21 protein-coding genes are annotated in these 24,683 nt (G+C 44.8%); 6 read left to right on the top strand and 15 right to left on the bottom strand.

From position 1 onward, the window contains the following. Positions 1 to 4 precede the first annotated feature (4 nt). Both ABIB39_RS05350 and ABIB39_RS05355 read right to left on the bottom strand, forming a co-directional pair. Positions 5 to 1,003: an ABC transporter ATP-binding protein gene (locus tag ABIB39_RS05350; RefSeq protein ID WP_354427962.1), complete on the bottom strand. Its 999-nt coding sequence runs from the start codon at positions 1,001 to 1,003 to the stop codon at positions 5 to 7. Positions 1,004 to 1,385: 382 nt separating this feature from the next. Then, positions 1,386 to 5,417, bottom strand: a complete 4,032-nt coding sequence (locus ABIB39_RS05355) for a methylmalonyl-CoA mutase family protein (protein WP_354427964.1) — start codon at positions 5,415 to 5,417, stop codon at positions 1,386 to 1,388. 232 nt (positions 5,418 to 5,649) lie between these two features. Between ABIB39_RS05355 and ABIB39_RS05360 the strand changes: the two genes are divergently transcribed. Then, positions 5,650 to 6,027, top strand: a complete 378-nt coding sequence (locus ABIB39_RS05360) for a hypothetical protein (RefSeq protein ID WP_354427965.1) — start codon at positions 5,650 to 5,652, stop codon at positions 6,025 to 6,027. A gap of 28 nt (positions 6,028 to 6,055) precedes the next feature. On the opposite strand, the gene ABIB39_RS05365 is transcribed toward ABIB39_RS05360, so the two are convergent. Beyond that, the gene (locus tag ABIB39_RS05365) at positions 6,056 to 6,250 is read right to left on the bottom strand and encodes a hypothetical protein (protein ID WP_354427967.1); all 195 of its coding nucleotides are present in this window, start codon (positions 6,248 to 6,250) and stop codon (positions 6,056 to 6,058) included. Positions 6,251 to 6,313: 63 nt separating this feature from the next. On the opposite strand from ABIB39_RS05365, the gene ABIB39_RS05370 reads away from it, so the two are divergent. Beyond that, a complete protein-coding gene (locus ABIB39_RS05370; protein ID WP_354427969.1) occupies positions 6,314 to 6,502 on the top strand; it encodes a hypothetical protein in 189 nt (62 codons plus the stop codon). Positions 6,503 to 6,515: 13 nt separating this feature from the next. On the opposite strand, the gene ABIB39_RS05375 is transcribed toward ABIB39_RS05370, so the two are convergent. From ABIB39_RS05375 to ABIB39_RS05390, 4 genes are all read right to left on the bottom strand, one after another. Beyond that, positions 6,516 to 7,625, bottom strand: a complete 1,110-nt coding sequence (locus ABIB39_RS05375; protein WP_354427971.1) for a DGQHR domain-containing protein — start codon at positions 7,623 to 7,625, stop codon at positions 6,516 to 6,518. A gap of 1 nt (position 7,626) precedes the next feature. After that, the gene (locus ABIB39_RS05380) at positions 7,627 to 8,121 is read right to left on the bottom strand and encodes a hypothetical protein (RefSeq protein ID WP_354427973.1); all 495 of its coding nucleotides are present in this window, start codon (positions 8,119 to 8,121) and stop codon (positions 7,627 to 7,629) included. 4 nt (positions 8,122 to 8,125) lie between these two features. Further along, positions 8,126 to 8,992: a DNA adenine methylase gene (locus tag ABIB39_RS05385; RefSeq protein ID WP_354427975.1), complete on the bottom strand. Its 867-nt coding sequence runs from the start codon at positions 8,990 to 8,992 to the stop codon at positions 8,126 to 8,128. 185 nt (positions 8,993 to 9,177) lie between these two features. Continuing rightward, the gene (locus tag ABIB39_RS05390; RefSeq protein WP_354427977.1) at positions 9,178 to 9,312 is read right to left on the bottom strand and encodes a hypothetical protein; all 135 of its coding nucleotides are present in this window, start codon (positions 9,310 to 9,312) and stop codon (positions 9,178 to 9,180) included. A gap of 454 nt (positions 9,313 to 9,766) precedes the next feature. Here ABIB39_RS05390 and mnmL point away from each other — a divergent pair, with 454 nt between their 5' ends. After that, positions 9,767 to 10,717 (top strand): tRNA modification radical SAM protein MnmL/YtqA, encoded by a 951-nt coding sequence (gene mnmL, locus ABIB39_RS05395; RefSeq protein WP_354427978.1) that lies wholly within the window; start codon positions 9,767 to 9,769, stop codon positions 10,715 to 10,717. Between the two features lie 308 nt (positions 10,718 to 11,025). After that, entirely contained in the window at positions 11,026 to 12,243 is a 1,218-nt protein-coding gene (locus tag ABIB39_RS05400; protein WP_354427980.1) for an acyltransferase family protein, read from the top strand. Positions 12,244 to 12,304: 61 nt separating this feature from the next. Here ABIB39_RS05400 and ABIB39_RS05405 read toward each other — a convergent pair whose 3' ends face one another. The 4 genes from ABIB39_RS05405 to ABIB39_RS05420 all read right to left on the bottom strand — a co-directional run bounded on the left by ABIB39_RS05405 (position 12,305) and on the right by ABIB39_RS05420 (position 16,282). Then, positions 12,305 to 12,757, bottom strand: coding sequence for an SRPBCC family protein (locus tag ABIB39_RS05405; RefSeq protein WP_354427982.1), 453 nt, complete (start codon positions 12,755 to 12,757; stop codon positions 12,305 to 12,307). Between the two features lie 107 nt (positions 12,758 to 12,864). Further along, positions 12,865 to 13,707, bottom strand: a complete 843-nt coding sequence (locus ABIB39_RS05410; protein WP_354427984.1) for a sulfurtransferase — start codon at positions 13,705 to 13,707, stop codon at positions 12,865 to 12,867. A 132-nt stretch (positions 13,708 to 13,839) separates the two neighbouring features. After that, entirely contained in the window at positions 13,840 to 14,313 is a 474-nt protein-coding gene (locus ABIB39_RS05415) for a ribonuclease H-like YkuK family protein (RefSeq protein ID WP_354427985.1), read from the bottom strand. Between the two features lie 322 nt (positions 14,314 to 14,635). Continuing rightward, positions 14,636 to 16,282: an SUMF1/EgtB/PvdO family nonheme iron enzyme gene (locus tag ABIB39_RS05420; RefSeq protein ID WP_354427986.1), complete on the bottom strand. Its 1,647-nt coding sequence runs from the start codon at positions 16,280 to 16,282 to the stop codon at positions 14,636 to 14,638. Between the two features lie 237 nt (positions 16,283 to 16,519). Here ABIB39_RS05420 and porV point away from each other — a divergent pair, with 237 nt between their 5' ends. After that, a complete protein-coding gene (porV, locus tag ABIB39_RS05425) occupies positions 16,520 to 17,695 on the top strand; it encodes a type IX secretion system outer membrane channel protein PorV (protein ID WP_354427988.1) in 1,176 nt (391 codons plus the stop codon). After that, positions 17,695 to 18,177: a 2-C-methyl-D-erythritol 2,4-cyclodiphosphate synthase gene (ispF, locus tag ABIB39_RS05430; RefSeq protein ID WP_354427990.1), complete on the top strand. Its 483-nt coding sequence runs from the start codon at positions 17,695 to 17,697 to the stop codon at positions 18,175 to 18,177. The genes porV and ispF overlap by 1 nt, the downstream gene beginning before the upstream one ends. Positions 18,178 to 18,468: 291 nt before the next feature. Here the strand turns inward: ispF and ABIB39_RS05435 are convergent, their stop codons facing one another. From ABIB39_RS05435 to ABIB39_RS05450, 4 genes are all read right to left on the bottom strand, one after another. Further along, complete coding sequence (locus ABIB39_RS05435; RefSeq protein WP_354427992.1) at positions 18,469 to 21,837, bottom strand: trifunctional glycoside hydrolase family 18/polysaccharide deacetylase/glycosyltransferase family 2 protein; 3,369 nt, start codon at positions 21,835 to 21,837, stop codon at positions 18,469 to 18,471. Between the two features lie 275 nt (positions 21,838 to 22,112). After that, entirely contained in the window at positions 22,113 to 23,309 is a 1,197-nt protein-coding gene (locus ABIB39_RS05440) for a hypothetical protein (protein WP_354427994.1), read from the bottom strand. Positions 23,310 to 23,385: 76 nt separating this feature from the next. Beyond that, positions 23,386 to 23,715 (bottom strand): GIY-YIG nuclease family protein, encoded by a 330-nt coding sequence (locus ABIB39_RS05445; protein ID WP_354427995.1) that lies wholly within the window; start codon positions 23,713 to 23,715, stop codon positions 23,386 to 23,388. Positions 23,716 to 23,756: 41 nt separating this feature from the next. Next, a complete protein-coding gene (locus ABIB39_RS05450; protein WP_354427997.1) occupies positions 23,757 to 24,596 on the bottom strand; it encodes a type 1 glutamine amidotransferase in 840 nt (279 codons plus the stop codon). Between the last annotated feature and the right edge of the window lie 87 nt (positions 24,597 to 24,683).

Below are 24,683 nucleotides of genomic sequence, written 5' to 3' on the forward strand. Positions count from 1 at the left end.
ATACTTAGGCGTTGTTTTGGGTTAAAAACAAGTAGGCATCCTCTAAAGTAGCCTTAACCGGGGCCGAAGACGGGGCAGCATTGGCCTGGGTGCTAATGTAGCGTGTTTTTATACGGTCGTTTTGGCGGGAGGTATCTATTACCTTGTACCGGCCCTTAAATTCGGTAAGGGCGGCGTTATCCAAAAACGTTTCAAAGATGCGGCCGTCGGCTTGTTTAATAATATCTTGCTGATAGCCTTTAGTGATGAGCATGCCGCCTTGCATAATGGCAACCTCATCGGCAATGGTTTCGATATCCGATACGATGTGCGACGACAGGATGATCACGCAATCCTGCGCCAGGTCGGCAATTAATTGCCTAAACCTCATTCGCTCTTCCGGGTCGAGGCCTACGGTGGGCTCGTCAAAAATTAAAACTTTTGGGTCGTTAAGCAGGGCTTGTGCAATCCCAATCCGCTGTTTCATCCCACCCGAGTAGGTGCCGATAGGCCTTTTGGCATCTGCCGTAAGGTTAACGCCTTCCAGCAATATGTCGATACGCTTGCGCAGGCCTTTACCACCCACGCCTTTCATGGCGGCGATGTATTCTAAAAACTCGTAAGCGTTTAGGTTAGGGTACACGCCAAAATCCTGCGGTAAATAACCCAATACCTTGCGGATAGCATCAGGATGTTTCACAATATCGGTACCGTCTAAAAGCAAAGTGCCGCCGGTAGGTTTGCTGATGGTGGCAATGAGTTTCATAAGGGTAGATTTCCCCGCGCCATTTGGGCCAAGTAAACCTAATATGCCCTTATTGATATCAATGGAAAAATTGCTTAAGGCGGTTTTTTGGTTGTTATATTTTTTGGAAAGGTTGGTTATTGCTAAGGCCATGTGGTTGTTTTGTGGCAGTATGACTGCCCCGCTAATACCAATGTTACAGGTGATGGCAAATAAGGTGATGTGGGTTGATGGGTTTATTCTTGTCTGTCCGTTTAGGAGTGCGGAAATGATGGACAAGGGCGGACAAGTATTGCTTAATGTTCCGTAGGAACTACCGCTTTGTAGGGATTTTATAAAACGAAACCGTGCCCTGTAAGGGCTACCCCTGGATTGCACCTACGGAGCAACAGATTTAAGTCCAATAATCCGCTACAAAGCGTTTGCTCCTACGGAGCAGGGGACTTGCGTTAAGGATTGAAACGGATACCGGCCTTGCGCCTAAGGCCTGCAGGCGTATGAGCGTAAAGCCCGGCCCGCAGGGAACGCCATTGTAAAAGAGACAAGACTAATAGAAGCACTAAACAACACCCGAAACCTATCACCCGGTAAATCTTAGAAATAATACACCCTTATTTTAATTCTTGTTTCTTCATTCTCTCCTCTTGACCCTAACTCCCTTCTACATATTCCTCCTGTACTGCCCACCTACGGCGTACAGCGCATTGCTGATTTGCCCTAACGAACAATATTTACAAGCCTGCATCAGCGCTTCGAAGATGTTATCGCCGGCTATTGCGCGTTGTTGCAGCTCTTTTAACAAGGCAGTCGCATGCTCGCTGTTCCGTTGCTGAAACAGGTGCAGGGCCGCTATCTGGAACTGTTTCTCCTCCTCGGTAGCACGGATAACTTCTGAAGGTACAATCGTTGGCGACCCCTTTTTATTGAGGAACGTATTTACCCCGATGATAGGGTATTCACCGGTATGTTTAAGGGTTTCGTAGTAAAGCGATTCTTCCTGGATCTTGCTGCGCTGGTACATGGTTTCCATAGCGCCAAGCACACCGCCACGGTCGTTAATGGCTTTAAACTCGGTAAGTACGGCCTGCTCTACCAGGTCGGTAAGTTCCTCGATAATGAAGGCGCCCTGTATCGGGTTTTCATTTTTGGCGAGGCCAAGCTCGCGGTTAATGATGAGTTGGATAGCCATCGCCCTGCGCACCGATTCTTCAGTTGGGGTGGTTATGGCCTCGTCGTACGCATTGGTGTGCAGCGAGTTACAGTTGTCGTAAATGGCATACAAAGCCTGCAGCGTGGTGCGGATATCGTTAAAATCGATCTCTTGCGCGTGCAGCGAACGGCCGCTGGTTTGAATATGGTATTTAAGCTTCTGCGACCTGTCGTTCCCTTTGTATTTATTTTTGATAGCCTTGGCCCAGATGCGCCTTGCCACACGGCCTATCACCGAATATTCAGGATCGATACCGTTGCTGAAGAAGAAGGAAAGGTTGGGCGCGAAATCATCTATGTTCATTCCGCGGCTCAGGTAATACTCTACATAAGTAAAACCGTTGCTCAGCGTAAAAGCAAGTTGGGTGATGGGATTGGCACCCGCTTCAGCAATGTGGTAGCCCGAGATAGACACCGAGTAAAAATTACGAACCTTTTGCTGAATAAAATACTGCTGGATATCGCCCATCATCCGCAGGGCAAACTCCGTACTAAATATACAGGTGTTTTGCGCCTGGTCTTCCTTCAAAATATCGGCCTGCACCGTCCCACGCACCGTAGCAATGGCATACGCGCGGATCTGCTCGTACACATCCGCAGAAAGCACCTGGTCGCCGGTTAAGCCGAGGAGCATTAGGCCGAGGCCGTTGTTGCCGATGGGGAGAGGGGCCCCCTCTAAATCTCCCCCGATAGTAGCCTCACCTAAATCCTCTCCAAAGGAGAGGACTTTCCTGTCCTGCTGTTTAGTTAGCGTTTCTTTTATTTTTTCGATTACTTGTTGAGTGCTCGCTAATACCTCATTGTTCGTAAATCTTATTACATCAAAACCTTCATCATTTAAAACGCAGGTTCTGATTTCATCCTGCTCTATTGTAGCGTTGTGGTAGCCACCATCTATTTCAATAACTAAACCCTTTGATAAGCAAACAAAATCGGCAATATAACCATCGATGGCATGCTGTCTTCTTATTTTAAATCCGATCTGGCTATTCCTTAATAATTTCCAAAGCAAACTTTCTGCTTCAGTGGGATTTTGCCTATTGTCTTTCGAATTACTTTTAAGAAATTCCCAAATTTTCAAATCAGCGGTCTCAAAACCATGCCTCTTTACACCTTCTTTTTCAGAACCCTCTCCTTTGGAGAGGGCAGGGTGAGGCTTCTTAATTCCCTCTCTTTCGGAGAGGCTTCTTAACTTCGGAGAGGGCTGGGGAGAGGCTCCCTGATACCTCGGCCGTTCCAGCCCCTTCTCATCATAAACCCTCCTGTAAGCATCCTCTACCAAATGCTGCAATCCATGCTCCGTAATATATTTTTCACATTGCTGATCAATAGCGGCGTTCATGAAGAAGCCAAGGAGCATGGGGGCAGGGCCGTTAATGGTCATGCTTACCGAAGTTGAAGCGTGGCAAAGATCAAACCCGGAGTAGAGCTTTTTGGCATCATCCAGCGTGGCGATGCTTACGCCCGAGTTGCCTATTTTACCATAGATATCGGGGCGTTCGTGCGGGTCTTCGCCGTACAGGGTTACCGAATCAAAGGCGGTAGACAGCCTGTGCGCAGGCTGACCAAGCGACACATAGTGGAACCGTTTGTTGGTACGCTCGGGGCCGCCCTCGCCTGCAAACATGCGGGTAGGGTCTTCACCCTCGCGTTTCAGCGGGAACACACCAGCGGCGTAAGGGAACTCGCCCGGTACGTTCTCGGTAAGTAACCAGCGCAGTATATCGCCCCAGGCCTCGTATTTTGGTAACGCTATCTTGGGAATCTTCAACTGCGACAGCGAAGTGTAGTATAAAGGCTGCTTGATCTCTTTATCCCTCACCTTGTAAATAAAGTTATCGGCCTTGTATTTGGCAACCGTCTCGGGCCACTCTTTTAGCAGGCGTTTGCAATCGGCGTGCAGGTGGTCTTCAAGGTGGTTATAGGCCCCCTCTAAATCTCCCCCGATAGGGGAGACTTTCTTTCCTGCTCCCTCTCCTTCGGAGAGGGCTGGGGAGAGGCTGCTCATGAGGCTAATCGTTCCCCTCACATTAAACATTTGCTGGGCAATTTTACATTGTTCGTTCACCCAATTGGTGTAGGCTGTGCTGCTTTCGGCTATCTCTGCCAGGTACCTTATCCTATCCGGCGGGATAATGTAGATCTTCTCCGATTCGCCTTGCTCGGCACCGGTTACCCCGCTCCCCGTACCAATCAAATCAACGCCGGTTTTTACTTTTACGGTCTCCATCAGGGCGGTGAACAGCGTGTTCATGCCGGGGTCGTTAAATTGGGATGCCATGGTGCCATAAACGGGCAGGTCCTCATCCTTGGCATCAAAAAGCATATGGTTGCGCCTGTACTGCTTGCGAACATCGCGGATGGCGTCTAAAGCGCCGCGTTTATCAAATTTGTTGAGGGCTACCACGTCGGCAAAATCGAGCATGTCAATTTTCTCTAACTGGGTAGCCGCGCCAAACTCGGGCGTCATCACGTAAAGCGATACGTCGCAATAGTCGGTGATCATGGTATCAGATTGGCCTATGCCGCTGGTCTCCACAATCACGAGATCGTACCCTGCCGCTTTGCAAATATCAATAGCTTCCTGCACGTGCTTGCTCAAAGCAAGGTTGGCCTGCCGCGTAGCCAGCGACCGCATATATACCCTCGGGCTGTTAATGGCATTCATGCGGATACGGTCGCCAAGGAGGGCGCCGCCTGTTTTGCGCTTGCTGGGGTCGACAGAAATAATGGCCAGCGTTTTATCCGTCTCCATCAAATAACGGCGAACAATCTCATCCACCAAACTCGATTTCCCCGAGCCACCCGTGCCGGTGATGCCGAGGACGGGGGCAGAAGAAGCCCCCTTTAATCCGATAGCTATCGGATCTCCCCCGATAGGGGAGACTTGCTTTTCTGCTCCCTCTCCTTCGGAGAGGCCTGGGGAGAGGCTCCCCAACTCTGCAGCTGTTATTAACCTTGCAATATCCCCCTTATCCATCATGGGCTTCCTCATGCCTTCTGCTCCCTCTCCGAAGGAGAGGGCCGGGGAGAGGCTCGTTGGCGTTAGAAAATCACACGCCTGCATCATATGGTTTATCATCCCTTGCAGGCCCATGGTGCGGCCGTCATCGGGCGAGTAGATCTTGGTGATGCCGTAGGCTTGCAGCTCGTTAATCTCCTGCGGAAGGAACACACCACCACCCCCGCCGAAGATCTTGATATGGCCCGCGCCACGCTCGGCAAGCAAATCATGCATGTATTTAAAATACTCTACGTGGCCGCCCTGGTAGCTGGTGAGGGCAATGCCCTGCACATCTTCCTGTATGGCGCAATTTACAATCTCGTCTACACTGCGGTTGTGGCCCAAGTGTATCACCTCGGCACCGGTGCTCTGCAAAATACGGCGCATAATGTTAATGGTGGCGTCGTGCCCGTCAAACAACGAGGCAGCCGTAACAAAGCGGATCTTGTAGCGGGATTTATAAGGAGCGATGCTTTCCATGCAGGTATAATTGGTTTATAACAACGGTAAAATTAACCAATTTTTAAACATGCAGAAGCTATGCGTGCATAATAATTGTAGGAGTATTAATTCCCCTCTTGAGAGGGGCATGGGTGTGTTCACCAATCCACAAAGCGCATTACCCCACAATTTTTTTTAACCCCATTAAACCCAGCCCTGCAAGCCCCACTCTAACCTGCAACGCGCAAAAAAACACGCGTACCAAACCATCATGAAAAAACTATTATTACTGGCCGCTATTGGCCTGCTGCCTTACTTCGCTTCGGCGCAACGTTACAACGCCTCACGTGCCGATTCGGTTACTAACACACCCGCCGAAACTTATTGTATTGTTTCCCCCTCGCGCGTAATATTTGGCGAAAAGGTAAGCCTTGATATAGACTACGGCATCGCCGGCGACGAGAATGACGACAAAACACTGGTAGACACCAAAGGCAAGAAAATAAAATTTAACTCCCTGGCCGAAGCCCTTAACTATATGGCCCAGCGCGGCTGGCTGTTTGTAAACACCCTGCGCTACGGTGCCGACGATTACTCCCGCTACCTCTTCCGCCGAAAAACAAGCAACATACCAAGCCGGGTAAACTAATGAAATATTAAACCGGCGAACAAATAAACTAACGAAGTTCGCGCTTGCGTTGCAGGTAAATGGCAGTGCAAAACAGCGCAATAGCGGTAAGGCTAAGCACCAGTACCGCCCATTGCGGCAACAGGTTTTTAAAACTGCTTGTACCCTGCATAAGTATAACCAGCAGCAGGCATACAGCGCCCAATGCCCTAAACAGAAACTCGGTACCGGTAATATTCTTCATGGCTGTTGCGGGGTTTGCGTGTAAATCAAAGGCAATATAAGTAATTACCCACACGGGTTAAAATTGAATTTTCCCGAAAAGCAATCGCAGTGGTGCTTCGCTTGTGGCAGCCCCCGCTATCCGCTTATACTGCACGATGCCTTAGCCACAAGGCCGGTATCCGCTGCTATCGGGTTTAGGGGGGAGGGGTCGAATGATGAATTTGTCAGTACCAAAACACAGATAATTTTAAGATCGGTAAACCTGTACTAAAGGTATCTAAAATCTAAAGCCCCATTTGCTCTTTAAGTGCTTTATATAAACTTGATTGCCCGCCTGAGCCTGGTATAAAATTAGTTCTGTTGAAATCTTGATCAACTAAAGTGGTACGATCAAAGTACTTCATATATTCATCAGACGTAATTACTTCTCCTAATCTGTTGAATGTCAAATATAAATCAAGGAAAAGATTCATCAATGCGATAAAGCCTGTCGATTTATTTAAAATCATCTCAGCTTCAACGACATTCCAAGCTACAGGCCATTTTTGTTGTATTGCTTTAAAATATTCTAATATAATTTTTGCAATTGTACTATCTTGTTTGTCAATAAAGAGGTGTCTTAATGGCCTTGACAAAGCATCCTTTCCGTCATATTTTGATGGTGTCTTTCCTCTTTTGTAAAGATCTCTATCGGTCATAGGATCTTTTGAAAACAACTTCATTAAAGCATCCGCAAAAGTAGCTTGAGTAATTGTTTCCTTTTGTTTATCATTAGCAGTTCCCAGGATTTTAATTTTATGCTGAAATGGGCTTCCCTCTTTTTGATTAAGTGCTCTTACGATATTATGAGCTGTTTTTTGTGGACTTCTATGAGTAGCAAATTCAAAAAGATCGGCTACCAATGATTTATTTACCGCCGTTTGAGTTTTGTTAATCGTAGCGAATACTATTGCTTGGTCTTCAAGTTCCATGCCCACAAAAATCGTAATATTAATCTGAAAAGTGGTTCCTCCATTTATGTGATGTTCTAAACCAGCAATCCTATGTTGCCCGTCTAAGACTTTAGCAATATTGTCTTTAAAAGGAAGTCGCATTAATCCTGTTTGCGCATCGTAGTTTATTATGTCTTTTGGATCGATATGCAAAATTACACTTGTTGGAAAGGTTGCATCAACCATATTGACATATTTTCCAATTTCTTTTGTTCTATTTGTAGATAGTTCTCTTTGAATGCCAGTATAAACTTCTACTTCACGCATTTCATTTCCTGTCTCTAATCTTCTTATATCCGCGTAAGAGATGGTAATTAGATCTTCATGATTCATTACCCCAACATAGAACTCACCTATTGGTTGAATGCACTTTAAGCAAGGGAAAATTATTTCCTGATCCATATTATATATTATTAACTATGTTATCAACATCCTGCTTACTAATTTGCTCTACATCAATTTGAGGATATATTTTAAGGAAATCAATAAATACACTTCTATAGCTTGCTAACACGGCGATTGAAAATATTATAATGGAATAAATTCTAATAAAGGATAAATCAATATTTTTGAATACATCTAATATTTGGAGGCAATAAATTATAGCGTATGAGCTTGAACATATTATTAAAAGCCACAAACATGTTGCACTTAAAAATTTATCATATCCTTTTTTAATTGAATTGGAATTTTCGCCAAATAAAAACAAAGCTCCGGTATATAATCCTGCAGCAAATATTAAAAACTCTCCCTCATCTAAAAAGGCCTCTATTTTATCGTATTTTTTTAAAATCAAAATAGGAATTAATGAAAGAATGAATGGCAGAATCACTCCCAGTACATTGTAAGAAAGTGCTTTAATTGTTTTTTGAAGATGATTCTTTTTATGAACATTCATTTATTTAATAATTTTTAATAATTAATTCCTCCACAATTTTCCGTTCTGACTTACAATTCACATATCGATAAGTACTGATTTTTTCAATATTCCAATTTTTATACAATGTTTGTATTGAATTTATATTGGCGTTAGATATCATCACGTTAACACCCTTTCCGCTTAATAAATTAGCATACTCCGCCAATTCATATTGTTTTGTCGCTGAAAATTTATCAATTGTATAGTGTTGAAAGAATGAAGTGTCGTTTAATGGGGGATAAGGTGGATCAAAATAAATAAAATCATTAGCTTTTATTTTATCTATAATATCTTCATACATACAGTTAATCATTTCGCAACCAATCAACCGGCTTTGTGTTTTTTTCAAATGCTCTAAATTTGGTAAAGCAGGATTTATTTTACCAAAGGGTACGTTATACTCCCCCTTTTTATTGACCCGAAAAATTCCATTGAATGAAGAGTGAACCAAAAAAATAAATATTGCAGCTTGCTCGTATGTGAAAGTTTCCCTTTCGCAATTAAATTTCGACCTTAAGGTGTAATAATAGTCTTTGGAAATATGCTTTTTATAATATACCAATCTTTCAAATACTTCCTCGGGAGAATTTTTGATGCATTCATAGGCATTAATCAAATGTGGATTAATGTCCGAAATTACACTTGATTGAAAATTGTTGTGAAAGAATAATGAGCCAGCACCTACAAATGGTTCGTAATAACGGTTAAATCCTTTGGTGGGTAAATTTTCCGATAAAATCTTCACCAGATTTTGTTTACCGCCGGCCCATCTGATAAATGGCTTGAGAGGTTCAAACGGCAGATTATCAAGGTTGGATTTATTTACTTCTTTCTGATCAAGATTTAGCATGTATATTTTTTAAAGGAGTAATCGGCTCCTTTTATTTAGAGTAGGTGGATTATAAAGGTGGCGATTTTAAACAATTTTAAACTTTATAAAACTTGTTGGCATAAAATTAACTTTAATCTGTTAAATAGACAATACGTATTTCTACCTGTTTTTCAATTAACTAATAGCTAATTTCCCCAACTTCATCACTCCTCCACCATCCCAATCTCCACATAAAAATCCCTGCAAACGATATCGTTTACAATAATAAGGTGGCCGTTGGTGCCGGGGTCTGGGGCATCGGTTGCTACGGAGTGTAAGCAGCGGGTATAGTTATCCACCCTAAGAGTTCAAAAAAAAGGGTGTCTCACGGTGTTCCATTTTTTACAAAGTGGTACAGGCATGCAAAAATGTTTAGTCGCCTATTTTACAGAATATTCTGTATTTTAAATAAAGAAATACTTGAGTTCAAGTCGAAATTAGCGAATTTGTTATCGGTTGATAGTCAGGATGTTGTAAGTGTACCACACGTTATGTCTCAAAAAGTGGGACAGTACGGGTTTGGTGGGTGGATGAGAACTTCTTCAACTTCCTTGTCATTCTGAGTGAGTGAAAGAATCTATCAGCTGGCACGCTACATTTACCTATTGCTTTTACAACCCCTCCCTAACCCTCCCGTGGGGAGGGAATTAAGAGGCTTCTGTACATGTGTAATCGTCATTGCAGGTTCAAAACATCTGCATATCTGCACATTCGCATATCTGCACATCAAAAAACCCTATCTTTGCGGCAATCATGATGTTAAGTAATCAGGCAGGGGTACAGTGGGAGAAGGGCTATAACAACTATGGCCCGTGGCTTAAGGAAAAATACCCCGGTCACCGGGTGTTTAAGGTTATTGTTGATGGTGGCTTTACCTGCCCCAACCGCGATGGCAGTAAAGGCTATGGCGGCTGTACGTATTGCAATGTAGATTCGTTTACGCCCAGCGTGAGCCGTAATGCCCCAACGGTTAAGCAACAGGTGATAGAGGGTATGGAACGTGCCCGCAAGGGTAACAAGGCCGATAAGTTTATCATTTACTTTCAGCCCAATACCAACACCTACGCGCCTGCGCACTACCTTAAAATGATGTATGACGAAGCCCTGAGCTACGGTACTGAAGACATTGTAGGCCTTAGCGTAGGCACCCGCCCCGATTGTATAGATGCCGAAAAGATTGCCCTGCTGGAAAGCTATACCGACCGCTTTGACGTTGACCTGGAGATGGGGATGGAAAGCATCTACGATGAAACGCTGAACCAGATAAACCGTGGCTGCAGTCATGACGAGTTAATACAAGCCCTTAAGCTTACCAAAAATACCAAGCTGGATGTTTGTGTGCACACCATATTTGGTTTCCCCTGGGAAACGCACGATATGATGCTTAAATATGCCGACGAGATAAACCGCCACGCGCAAATAAAATTTGTAAAGTTTCACCACCTGCACATTGTGGAGGGCAGCGTTATGGGCGTTAAATATAAACGCGAGCCATTCAAGCTTTTCGGTATTGACGAGTACGCCGACTTTTTGTGCGAACTGCTGCCAAGGGTACGCCCCGATATCGTGATCCAACGCCTGTTTGGCCTAAGCGACCGCGAACTGCTGATAGCACCCAACTGGGGCCTCAAAAAATCAGAGATCCAATACTATATAGACCAACGCATACTAAGCCGCGGCGTGGTGCAGGGGAGCAGCCTTTAGGCCCCCTCTAAAACTCCCCCCGATAGGGGAGACTTTCTTTTTTGCTCCCTCTCCGAAGGAGAGGGCTGGGGAGAGGAAAGCCCCCTCTAAATCTCCCCCGATAGGGGAGACTTTCTTTTTTGCTCCCTCTCCGAAGGAGAGGGCTGGGGAGAGGCTTCCTTCGGAGAGGGCTGGGGAGAGGCTTCCTTCGGAGAGGGCTGGGGAGAGGCTTCCTTAATTCTCAAAATTCGGGTTCAGATAGCAATTGGTATTTGCTTTGCTTAACAATAGTGTACGTTTACACGTAAAAACATACTCAAACTACAATCTTGGCGCAAAAACCTTTACCCAACTATATTCCTGCGCTTACGGGGGTGCGTGCTTTGGCGGCGTACCTGGTGTTTGTATCGCATTACGCGTACGCGTTTGATGAGAGTTTTCCCCGTGCTGTGCAACGTTTTCTTAGCGAGTTCCATATCGGGGTAACCATTTTCTTTGTTTTGTCGGGGTTTTTAATTGCTTTCAGGTATTTCGACAGTTTTAAATTAACCGGCGATTGGTTTAGGCAGTACCTCAAAAACAGGGTGGCGCGCATCTATCCCATGTACTTCCTGCTTACGCTGGGGGCATTTGTTTCCTACTACTTCACACACGATCAAAAGGTAACCAACGGATTTGCAAGCCCTATAGGGTTGTTTTTTATGCACATCACTTTTTTACGCGGCTTTTTCGACCAACTGAAGTTTACGGGCATAGCCCAGGGTTGGAGCTTAACGGTAGAGGAGTGCTTTTACTTTGCGGCACCGTTCATCTTTTACTTCGCGCAAAAATACCGCAAGTTTTATATCCAACCGATAGTGATAACGCTTGCGGGCGCTACGCTTGTGTTAATATTTAGCCATGTAGATTGGTATGGTTTCTTTGGCAACTTTACATTTATGATGCTGTACACATTCCTGGGCCGCTGCTTCGAATTTTTCGCGGGGATCCAGCTGGCGCTCATCGTACGCAAGAAAAACCTGGACGGACGGAGCAAAAGTAATTTTACCTACCTGGGCTTCGCGCTCATATTTGTTTGTGTGGGTATCATGAGCGTACTGCCTATCCCAAAAGGGGAAGTTGCAGGCTTGCATAATCCGTTTGGCATCATCACCAATAACTACCTGCTTTCATCATCCATCGCATTGTTCTTCTATGGTTTGCTTACGGAGGCTACGGTACTAAAGAAGATCTTATCTAACCCCTTTGTAGAGCTGTTGGGCAAAAGCTCGTATATCTTTTACCTGATCCACCTGGGGTACATGTACGATTTTCTGCATCACTACTTCAACAAATGGAACGACGGTATTTTTGAACTGTACGATAAATGGGGTAAGGACTGGATCTCGCCTTTCCAGTACGATGCCCTGAACGTGTTATACGCCTTTATCATCCTAAACGGGGTATCTATACTGTTGTTCAAGCTGATAGAGGAACCTTTAAATCAATATATTCGTAAATCGGATTTTTTGATCAAAAATAAGCCCCGCAATGCTGAACGCATGTAAGCATCTATCCGCTAATGCATGTCGATAAATCCTACCCTATCGCTCAGATAACAAATTAAGCCTACATCTTCCCAAACAACTCGTCAACCGCTTTTACCCGGTACTCGAATATCTGCTTCACTTTTTTACCCACAAATACATTATTGGCTATGGTGCCAAGCACACTGTAAGGCATGGCATAATGCAAAATGTCGGTCATCTCTACACCGCCGGGTATCTCTTTAAAATGGTGCTGGTGGTGCCATAGCGCGTATGGGCCAAAGCGTTGCTCATCCACAAAATACTTCCCGTCTACAACTTGCGTTATCTCGGTCATCCAATTCATTTTGATGCCAAGCAGGGGCGAGATCTTATACGTGATGATCATCCCCGCGTACATTTTGGTTTGCGCCGTATAATCTGATGTTACCACAAAGCGCATATCTGCGGGCGTTATTTTTGCCAGGTTTAATGGCGACGAGAAAAAATCCCATGCCTTATCAAGGCTGATGGGGATGTTCTGTTTAAATTTCAAGGCGTATGTTTTCACAAATAATAAACAGATTAAACAGCTAATTGTTAGGTGGTTTTGTTGCTAAAGCGACTGGAATTGTAATACAATAGTAAACAATTCAGCACTTATCAAAGCCCATTCGCTTCAGTAGCAATTGGCAGATCGTTACGGCTCCATTCGCTCCACGACCCTACATAAAGCTTTGGCCCTTTAATGCCCGCATGCTCCATGCCCAGCAAGGTATGGCATGCCGTAACGCCAGATCCACAATGTACTATCACATCTTCGGGTTTTACATCGCCAATAGTGCCCTTGTAAAGGGTAGCCAAAGCCTGCGACGTAAGGTATTTCCCTTCGGGCGACAGGCTGTTGCTGTAGAAAAGGTTTACCGCGCCGGGTATATGGCCCGCCACCAGGTCTAAAGGTTCGGTATGGCCCAGGTAACGTGCACCCTCGCGTACATCAATAACTACCCGGTCATCGGCTTTGGCTGCTGCTTTTACTTCTTCGATATCTACCGTGTGGCTGTATTGCTCTGGGATAGGATAGGGGCCGGTAGCGGCGGGTTTGTAATCATCGGTACTAAGTTGCACCCCTTCATCAGTTGCGGCCTTTAAACCGCCGTTTAGTACCTGTACATTGGTGTGGCCTATCGAGCGAAGCATCCACCAAAGGCGTGCGCCGCCCATGGCCGCGTTTTTATCATCATAAACCACCACATGGTTCTCTGGCGTTACGCCCCAACGGCTTAAGGTAGCTGCAAAATCTTTTAACGAAGGTAACGGGTGCCTGCCGCCATTTGCTGCATCTGCAGGGTGCGAGGCCAGGTCATCATCAAGCGTAGCTAAAATGGCATTTGGCAGGTGGCCTGCCAGGTAGCGCTCGTGCCCGTTGGCGCCTGCGCGTACATCTATCAATATGGTTTTAGGGTCAAATACCCTTGCGTCGGTAATTTCTATAAGTGGGGACATGTTTCAGAGATTAGCTATCAAATATAAAAATGATAACTAATAATCAAGGAAGTCAATAACGAATATCGAATGCCGGCACCGGATGCCGAAGTACTTCATTATTTGAAATTCGTTATTCGATATTTTGAGCCCCTACTGTACCATTTTATTGGCGCAGCAAGAACTTGCGAATGCCTCCGGCTTGGCTTTAAATACAAAACCCATGCTCATGATATAACCCATTGCCTCGTGCAGGGCGGCGTTGCTTTTAAACATAGGGTTGGTATTAATGTCGGCGTGTACTTCAAGCCCTACGTCGTAAAGATCCAGCAGGTCGCAAAGTTTGTAGGCAATATCTATAGATTTTTGAACTTCGTGCAACATGCGTTCCTTGATGGTCATTTTTTGAGAGGTGCGCTCCTGGTGAATGAACATGAATGCCCCACGCTGCTCGCGAATGAAAACAATCACGGTGGCAAAGTCGGTAACCGAGCCTTTCACCTGCGAATCTGTACCGATGCAGACTTTTAATTTATTGCCAAGTGCTGCTTCGCGCTCAATGGCGGCTTCAACCTCTTCCAGTATGGGGGTTTGGATAACCTCACCGCTAAATTTTCTCCAGGTCATAAAAAATCGTTTTTGGTTAATTTTGTCCGACCCGTTTTATAGGTCTATAAAAATAAGCGATAAACTATTTCATAAACGTTAATATACGGTAATTTATTTGTTAACATTTAGCTGAATATTAACAGGTTAGAGGCCTCTCCCCAGCCCTCTCCGAAGTAAGCCTCTCCCCAGCCCTCTCCGAAGGAGAGGGAGTAAAATCAAAAGACTATTAAGTCTCCCCTATCGGGGGAGATTAGAGGGGGCTTAACGGTTTAGGTGAGGCCAAAAAAAAAGCCGCTTCCTTTTCAGAAGCGGCTTTATAATGGGTCAAGATTGGATCTTTTTATTTGGCTTTGTAATTTTTAGCCTTTTTAACCGGGTGATGCAGCTTGCCATTAGGGTTAATTTCGGGCGCACCAACCATTGTCATGGCGCAACGGAAACCAATATCCGAGCTTGCGCTTTCCTGGTCGGCAAAGCGGCGTGTAGCAGGGTTTAACCAGTACGATAAGTCGTTCCACGAACCGCCCTTGTACACTTTAGAGTGATTATTCACTAAAGTTGTGTTGCCGTATAAAGCTGTACTAACAGTATCGTTAAAATCGCGGTAATCTGGCGTGTAGGCTTTACCGGCTAATGGGTCTTTTACAGATGCTGTGGTTGCACCCGGCGCTGTGCTGTTAGCGGGAGTACCTGCCGGGGCGTTGTTAATTGCTGACTGTGCCTGTTGCTGTGCTAACATATCCGCGTACTTCAGCTTCTTGTTTGAAGTTGCAGCGTCTTTAATAGCACGGCCATATTTATCTTTCGCGTATAAACCCTTGGTTGGGTCGGCAAGGCGTTTGTTGGTAAATTCGTTACCACGGAAAGGGTTCAGGTCATCCACCTCTTCAAATGAAGTTTGGCGGTAAGTATCGGCAACCCACTCGTTTACGTTACCTGCCATATTATACAAACCAAAATCATTTGGCGGGTAGGAACGTACTTCTGCTGTGATAATAGCTTTATCATTTAAGCCACCTCCAACACCGGCATTATCACCGGCGCCGCGTTTAAAGTTGGCTAATATCAAACCACGTGTTTTTCTGTTTGGCGAACGTACGCCAAGGCCGTCCCAGGGATAAATGCGGCCATCGTTAATGTTTTCGAACTGCGTATTACCGGCAAGGGCTAAAGCGGCATATTCCCACTCAGCTTCTGACGGTAAGCGGTAACCTTGTTTCAAGATACCATCCTCTAAACGTACAGGCCTGCGCGCGCCGTCTTTACCGGTGCCACCTTGTGCGTTAGGGTTAAGGTCTTTTATCATTTTTTTACCATCAACACCCTGGCCCTTTATTTGTCCGTTCAAATAAATATCTGTGTTGAAAGGCTGACCTGCAGCCGCATTTGCGCCTGCTGCGCCGCCTTTAGCCTGGTCTTTCCAGGTTACTAAGTTGCCGCGTTCGCGCAAAATGTTTTCGTTGGTACGGTCGGTACGCCATGCGCAATATTCCTGTGCTTGCTCCCAGGTAACACCTACCACCGGGTAATCCTGAAATGCAGGGTGGCGCAGGTAATTATCTACATAAACATCATTGTATGAAAGCGGGCTGCGCCATACAAGTGTATCCGGAAGGGCGTTATAATAAAGCTCGTTATCATTAGGGAAAGTAATATTTATCCAGTGCAGGTAATCCAGCCAATCCTGGTTAGATACCTCGGTCTCATCCATATAAAACGAAGGTACAGTTACCCTGCGGCGCACATTGTTGTACTCGTAGGTAACATCCTGGTCGGCACTTCCGCCTAAAACAAAGGTACCACCCTCTATAGGTACAAGGCCCGGCCCGGGGGTAGGGTGGCTTTGGCGATACCTTAAGTACCCGCCGTTTGTCCTATCGTTGTAACTTAGACCTGTTTTTTGCGATTGCTGTTTTTTATTACTACAGCTGCTAAGCGTAACAACTAATCCCAACATCACTAAAGCAGTATTAGTAAGTACTTTCATGTTTGCAAAATATATTTGGAGGTAAATTTAAAAAAAATCAGTTATAAAAAACAGGTTATTTATATGCGTTTTATAACAAGTATAAACCTATCAGCTTATTTAAACGTATAAATTATTAACGGAGTTACAATAATTTGCATTAACAGTGGTTTAATCGCGATTGCCTGAATGTTTTAACCCGGATAATAACCGTTGTAAATTTTATTATTTTTAAATAATAAGACTAAATTGCACCCAATGAAATTTTTGAGTACTAAAAGCCTTACCGTATATATTTTGCTTGCCCTGCCCGTTTTTGCAGCGGCGCAAAGCAGTACTACTACCAATGGCAGTGGCACTAACGCTATACCAACGGCAGTGCCATTTTTAAATATCTCGCCAGATTCGCGCTCAGGTGCAATGGGCGATGCCGGTGCGGCCATATCGCCGGATGTTAATGCCAATTATTGGAACCCTGCAAAACTGGCGTTCCTGGAAAACGACAACGATATATCCTTATCATACAGCCCGTGGTTAAGGCATTTAGTGCCCGATGTAAATCTGGCCTACTTGGCCTACGCACATAAAATTGACGACCGTAATACCTTTGGCGCATCATTGCGTTACTTTAACCTGGGGTCTATCCAGCTGATAGATGCCAACCAAACCGATCAGGGTGTTTACAAACCAAGCGAATTTTCGATAGATGCATCATTTGCCCGTAAGTTTGGCCCCAACTTATCGTTAGGTTTAACGCTGCGTTATATCTACTCTAACTTTAGCAACGGCTCATTCGTAACCGGATCAGGCCAGCAAAATAAGGCGGGTAACGCGGTATCGGCAGGGATATCTATGTTTTATAATAAGCCTTACGGCGATGGCTCCAACTTTGCTTTCGGCGCGCACATCTCCAACATTGGTAACAAGATAAGCTATACCAGCACAGGGCCAAGCTACTTTTTGCCAACCAATTTAAAACTGGGTGTAGCCAACACCTGGCAGATTGACGAGCTGAGCAAGTTTACCGTTGCTTTTGATGTAAATAAACTTTTAGTGCCAACACCGCCGTTGCGCGATGCAAGTGGCAACATCATCAGCGGCAGCGACGATAACGTATCTGTACCTTCGGGTATCTTCCGTTCGTTTGGTGATGCACCGGGCGGCTTTAGCGAGGAGTTGAAAGAACTTAGCTTTTCGCCGGGAGTGGAATATTTATATAACGACATGCTTGCTATCCGCGCGGGTTATTTTTACGAAAACCCCGATAAAGGCGGCAGGCACTATGCCACAACAGGTATAGGGATCAAATACGATATCTTCAAGTTCGATTTTTCTTACCTGATAGCCAGTCAACAAAACAGCCCATTGGCTAATACACTCCGTTTTACCCTGTCTGCCAGTTTTGGCGGGGTTAAAAATGTTTCTAAAAAATAATGGCTAAAATTAAAGTAGGCTTTGGGTTTGATGTACATCAGCTAAAGCAAAACCACCCCTTTGTTTTGGGCGGTGTAAACCTTGAACATACCAGCGGCGCGTATGGTCACTCTGATGCCGACGTAATGCTGCACGCCATTTGCGATGCCCTTTTAGGCGCCGCCAATTTGCGCGATATCGGCTTCCATTTTTCTAATACTGATGACCGCTGGAAAGGCATCAGCAGCCTGGTACTACTGCAACATGTGGTAGCCCTGCTTGCCGAAAAAAACTGGCAGATAAGCAATATAGACGCCATGGTGTGCCTGGAAGCCCCAAAGATAAATCCCCATATCCCCGCTATGCAGACCAACATAGCCAAAGCCGCGGGTATAGATATCGAAGACATATCTATTAAAGCCACCACCAATGAGCAATTAGGTTTTATAGGCCGTGAAGAAGGCGTTGTGGCCTATGCGGTTTGTTTGATAGAGAAGATTTGATTTGGATGTGCAGATAAGTAGATGTGCGGATATTCAGATGTGCAGAATTTAAATGTGCAAATATGCGGATGCTAAATGGGTGGTTTAAAGTCGTTTATCTGAATTTTTAGACTTGTCTAAAAATTAAGTGCCTAATTATCAGCTTATTGTAAAATATCTGCAAGCGTTCACGGTCGTGAACGTGAACACGCGAACAGGTTGCCACCTTTTTTACGATTTAAACATTACGATTTGATACGCAATCTGCACATCCACGTATCTCCACATCTGCATACCCACGCATCTGCACATCTATTTATCCCCCTGCAATTCACTCTTCTTCATCTTTACGTTACCGGTACGTTTTAGTACGCCCCAGGTATTTAGCTCCCCTTTAAGGGCCTTGCGCATAGATTTGAACAGTATGTAATACATCAGCTGTCGCCAGATGAAACGTTGCGGTATAAGGTACACCAATTTGTAATATTTCTCTTTTTCCATACGGAAGGCTACTACGCCCACCAGGAAATCTACCAGCAGGAATGCCACGTAAAACACCAGCATTTTCTCCGGGTGGCTGCCAAACAGTCCAAGGATCATGATAAGATCCGCCAGCGGCGAAAATAGCGGCAATATGATCTGGAAGATGAGGATATTAGGCATCCCAACCATACCGAAATATTTGTATTTTTTGTTGAACAGCGCGTCGCGATTTTTCCAAAAACTTTGAATCACCCCAAAACTCCAGCGGAAACGCTGCTTCATCAGCATGTTCAATGACTCTGGCGCTTCGGTGTAGGCAACGGCCTCAGCACAGTTCTTTATCACGTAGCCTTGTTTCAGGATGCGCATGGTAAGGTCACAATCCTCGGCCAGGGTATCATAGGTAAATCCACCGGCCCTAAATATAGCCGACTTGCGGAATGCCCCGATCGCCCCCGGCACTACCGTGATGCTGTTGATGATATCAAACGCGCGGCGGTCCATGTTTTGGGCGGTAATATACTCTATCGACTGCCATTTGGTAATGATGTTGGTTTCGTTACCAACCTTAACCGTACCTGCCACCGCGCCAATTTCCTCATCAGTAAAGTACGCCATCAAGTGGAAGATAGCATCAGTTTTTAACTGTGTATCGGCATCTATACAAACCACATAATCGTGCTCGGCGTGGGTAATGCCAAAATTTAATGCAGATGCCTTGCCGCCGTTTGGCTTGGTAAACACCTTTACCAACGGGTTATTTGCATAAGCCTCAGAAACCACCTTGTAGGTATTGTCCTTAGACCCATCATCAACAAAAATAATGTTGAAATTGGGGTATTCGGTTTTTAGCAAGCTATCTATTGTGCGGATGGCGGTAATTTCTTCGTTATAGGCAGGTACTATAATACTAACAGGCGGCTGCGGGTGTGGTGCCTGATCTATATTTTTGTTTATGGCGAACTGCCTTGAAGCCATAATGCCTATCAATATAATACGCCCCATTGCCAAAAATATAGCGGATAGGAACAGGTAAAATATAAACCGGTTACCTATGAAAAACCCCACTACCACTACATCATAAAAGCGGCCCCAAAAGGTTTTGTCGTCGCTGGTTGGCATTGGCATCAGGTCGTCTTTGTTTTTGCCAAGTATATCGGCAATAGTAGTAAACTGGTAACCGTTCTTTTTAAAGTAATGGATAATAGCAGGGAGTGCCTTCACGGTTTCTTCGCGGGTATCGCCACCGGCATCGTGCAGTAGTATCATACTCCCATTATCTTTTTGACGGATGGTACGGGCTATGATACTATCGGCTGTCACACCCGGCTGCCAGTCCCACGGGTCAATAGACTCACCAATGGTGATGTAGCTTTGCCTGCGGCTTTCTGCCACGGGGATAACCTCGGCCAGGGTTTGCGGCTCGGCATCGGCGTTAAATGGCGGGCGGAACAGGATAGTGCTACGCCCGGTAACAGATTCTATGAGTTTACGGGTAGCATTAAGTTCCAGGTTAACGCGCTCTATGCTGATGGTAGAAATATCCGGGTGCAGGTAGGTGTGGTTACCAATCTCGTACCCCTCGTCATAAATACGTTTAAGCAATGGAATGTTCTTCTCCACCATCGACCCAACTACGAAAAACGAAGCGGGTACTTTTTCTTTTTTAAGTATATCTAAAATTCGCGGTGTAAATTCAGGATCCGGCCCATCATCAAACGTTAAAACTACTTTGCCGCGTTTGTAGCCATATTTACGTATAACGTATTTGGTTGGGATGGTAACGTATTTTTGATTGGTGATGGTGTAGTTGGTGGTATCGAGGTTTACATCTATACGGCCTTTGTTTGGCACTGTGATCAGGTCCAGCACCTCGCCATCGCCAGCGTAGCTGATGTTGTTACTTAAGCCAACAGTGGTAAGCCGTTTAACATCTATACCTGTTTTCCTGAGCGAATCTATTGAAAGATTTTTTTGAAAAAACGTCCATAAGCGAGGGTCTTCCCCGCCTAAACGCCATAATGCCACGCCACCTGTAGCCCAGTCATCAGCCAGGCGGATAATATTAAAATTTGTAGCAGCATCGGTAAAGTAAACAGTATGTTCTACACCGTCATTCCCTAAATAAGTATAGTGCAGGTTTGCCGATAGCGGGTCATAAATTATCTTTTGTTTTTTCTGGTCTGCCGTACTAATGGCTTGCTGGTAACCTATTGGCTGGCCAAGGCTACCTTCGGGCCAGTCAAAACCTTCACCTGCAACGGTAAGGATTACTTTCTCGCTTGGGATAACAGAACAAACCTGGTCTAAAATTTCTTCTACCCAATGTTGGTGAGATACATCGCCTGCGTTGCTACCTTCTGTATGCTCATCTATGGCCATAACAAACAAAAAGTCGTTTAGGTACTGCAGGCGTTTTAAGTCGTAATCATCATCGTTAGGAATAACGTTTTGGGTAACCATTAGCCCCCGTGCATGAAATATATTATAAAGGTCGTTTTGAAACGCGATGTAATCTTTAGTGTTACGGTTTTTAATATCTTCGATATCTACGTTAATGCCATTGAATTTGTAATGCTCCAGCTTATCGGCCATGCTATTGATGAAAGCAGCCCTTAGCTTTTTACTTTTAAAGATCCGCTCAACATCTTTAATGTCGTATCCGCCGCTTTTGTTATCGTAATTAACGTAATTGGATAGGGTAATCAGTACCTGTTTTTTATATCTTTTATTAAGATTTATCAGGCCAGTATCAATAATGGCTTTTAGCGTATCGGCATTTGGCGAGAACGAAAAACCTTCGGATATGACCATATCTAAATGCGGCAGGTTTTCGGCAAGTGAGGTATAAGCCTGTGCTTCCCAAGCTTTATAAAATGCCGCGTTTATACGATTTGCATTGTTGGGGTGCTTAATCTGATGTAAATGGCGGGCGCGTGCCATTACAGCAATTTCGGCCTTTTCTATCTTGAAATCTTTATACTTTTTAGATTTCTTTAAGGCATCCATATCGGATTTAGAGATTCTTTGGGGGGCAGCATCCAAGTTCGGCAACGCGGGGTATTCTGTCGATGTAATGGTAATGGCCGCGGCTATTGCGCCAACTATAAGGATAATTAATAAAACGCGGCTAAGCCATTTAAAACGGTTCCACCTGCCGGGGTTATCGGCCTGAAATATCTGCTTATTAGAAGACATGAAGGGGATTTAATACTATAATATGATTGATAAAGGTACGGTTTTAGAACAGCGCAATTATTTCAACTGCTTGGAGGGTTCAACGTTCGAAAAATCGACCCCGCACTTGCAATTGCTGCCGCAGCTTTTTTTAGAGAACAAGCTATTGTACAGTAAGCGGCCAACGTAACAAACTGCTGCAATAAATAATACAACGATAATAATTGCCTGTATGTTCATGTCGCAAAATTAATACTTTATTTATATACGTACAGACTGCAAAAATAGTATAATGTTTATTTGTGCATAAAGGCTACGGTGCCGCCAACCCAGTCAAAATCTTTATTGTACCTGACGCCTATCATTTTACCGCGGCTAAGCCTGGCAAGGTTTACGGCAAGGGTAGGTTTGGCATCGCCATCGGGCCATAAATACAACAGGCGGATCTCTATTTTAACCCCGCCATCCGGCGATTGCAGTACGGGCTCGTAAGTTACTTTCTCCTGCAAGATCCAGTTATCGGGGTCTTTTATATTTTCAATGTCGCCATCCATGATATCGATGATGACGCCCTGACCGGCAAAGCTAAATAATGGCTTAAGCACGTAGTTCTGCAGGTCTTCGGGAATTTGCTTTACCTCGTGCAAAAATTGTGTTTTGGGAATGTAGTCGCCTTCCAAAAAAGGCATGGTAAATTTGCTGATGCGATAAAACCAGTTGGGGTGTGCTATCCATTCCACATCAAGCGGCTTGCGGATGTCGACCACCTTGTTGAAGATCTCCGGGTCGCTTTCTATCTCGTCAAATATCAAACGGTTATAGATTCTGCGGATGCGTTTCTTTTCGCCTGATGCCTGTTTGTAAAAAAGCCGGTCGCCTTCCTGTATCAGGTCGGCAAGGGAAACTACGGGTGTGCCAATGTAGCCTTCGGTGATGTAAAAATCTACCGCCGTTTTTTGGTTTGGGGCATCTACATCCATGATGACCACCTCATCCGGCTCGTAAGGGCCTATGATGGTTTTCTTTAACAGATCCAGGTAACCGCTTTTGCTTAGTCCGTTAAAAAATATGGTTTGGTTACCGGGTATGTTAAACGCGTGCCTGTAATTTTCTGCCAAATGCACCTGAAAACCGTAAAGCGACGGGAAGCCCTGCATTTCTATCAGCTTGGGTACAATGTTGCCCGCTTCATCCTTACAAACACCAAAGTCTAAAGCGATAAAATGGGAGTGGTCGTTCTCGTTTGCTACACGCCATTTATCGGGAATGGCGCGTTCACTTTGTTCCTTAAAATGGGGGTTTAAAATGGTGGCCACTATTTCCTCACCAGCTTGTAACAGCTTATCCCTAAAATCGTCCGTTAAAAATACCGGCGTTTCTGCAATGCGAAACTCGATCGGTTTTTTTAGGCCCGCGTTAAGGTCCACCAAAAAATCAGCATACTTTTCTTCTGTGAAGTTTTGGTTGAATATTTCTCTGGCTGATGGGTTCATGGGTTAAGCAATTTAGAGGTCCTTTTTGTCATCCTGAGCGATAGCGAAGGATCTAATCGCCGACTGATGTACCACCCTAATTAATGTGCGTATTTATCGGCGGCCATTCCATAATATTATTATTTAGGAAAGTCCAGTTCGGGTTTTCTTGTTCTATTAAATTTATCTTTTTCGCCCTTGTCCAACCCTTAATTTCCTTTTCGCGTTCGATGGCATGATTTACATACTGATGCCTTTCATACCAAACCAAATAAAAGCATTTGTATTTCGAAGTAAAACTGCTTCCCTGATCTACACCGAAATAGTGTTCATATAGCCGTTTTTCAATATCATTAGTAACGCCTGTATATAAAACTTTTTTCGTGTAGTTGGTAAGTATATATGTGTAATAATTATGCTGTCTCATATGTCAGGAGTATACCTATCGCTCGTTTATTAGATGCTTCGCTATCGCTCAGCATGACAAAAGCTCAAGATCGCCTCATCCAAAAAATTGGGGATAATGGTATTTTGGGTATGCACTATTTTGTCCGGATCTTCCAGCCGTTCAAGCATTTCTTTATATTTGGCTTCGCCGTGCTCATTTATCACATCCTCTTTTTTATCCTCGCGCAACAGCATGGTTTTTATACCCGATGCATCCGCCTCGGGATGAAACTGCGTGGCGAAAAAGTACTCGTTAAAACGAATAGCCATAATGGCACGCGGAAGGTCAACATAAGGGCGTTCTTTTTCCATCGCGAGTATCTCCATGCCTAACTCTTTAAAGCGGACCAGATCGGGGTTGGTTACCTGCCAGCTGCGCGAATCTACAGTATAGAACGGTTCTGCCAGGCCATCAAAAACCGACTCATGGCGGCCCGCTTCAGTTAAATGAACCGGCAAGATCCCGAACGATGGCGAACGCCTTAACGTGATATCGCCAAGGCCATATTTGCGGCACATTAGCTGGAACGAATGGCATACAAAAAATACATGCTTTTTTTGAGTGCCTTCCTGTTTGTTATGTGCTTCCAATTTGTCTATCAGGCGAAAATACTTTTTTTCCCACTCGGTACCTTCGCTCTCCAGCGGACTACCCGGCCCGCCACTTGAAATGTACAGGTCGAAATTGGTATCGGGTACCTGGCCTTTTAGGCGTACGTCAAATGTTTGGTAACTTAATTCGAGGCCGTGTTTAGTCTTATAGCGGTCCAGTATATCCCGGAAACCCCGCATCCCTTCGTTAGCCACACCTTCGTAGAGGTCTAATATGGCTACTCTCACTTCCGGTTTATCTGTGTTCATTAAGCCCCCTCTAATCCGATAGCTATCGGATCTCCCCCGATAGGGGAGACTTTACTTTTTATTTTGTTGTTAAAACTATTTAATTCA

Origin of the sequence: Mucilaginibacter sp. UYP27 (assembly GCF_040547175.1) — a bacterium.
GTDB lineage: Bacteria > Bacteroidota > Bacteroidia > Sphingobacteriales > Sphingobacteriaceae > Mucilaginibacter.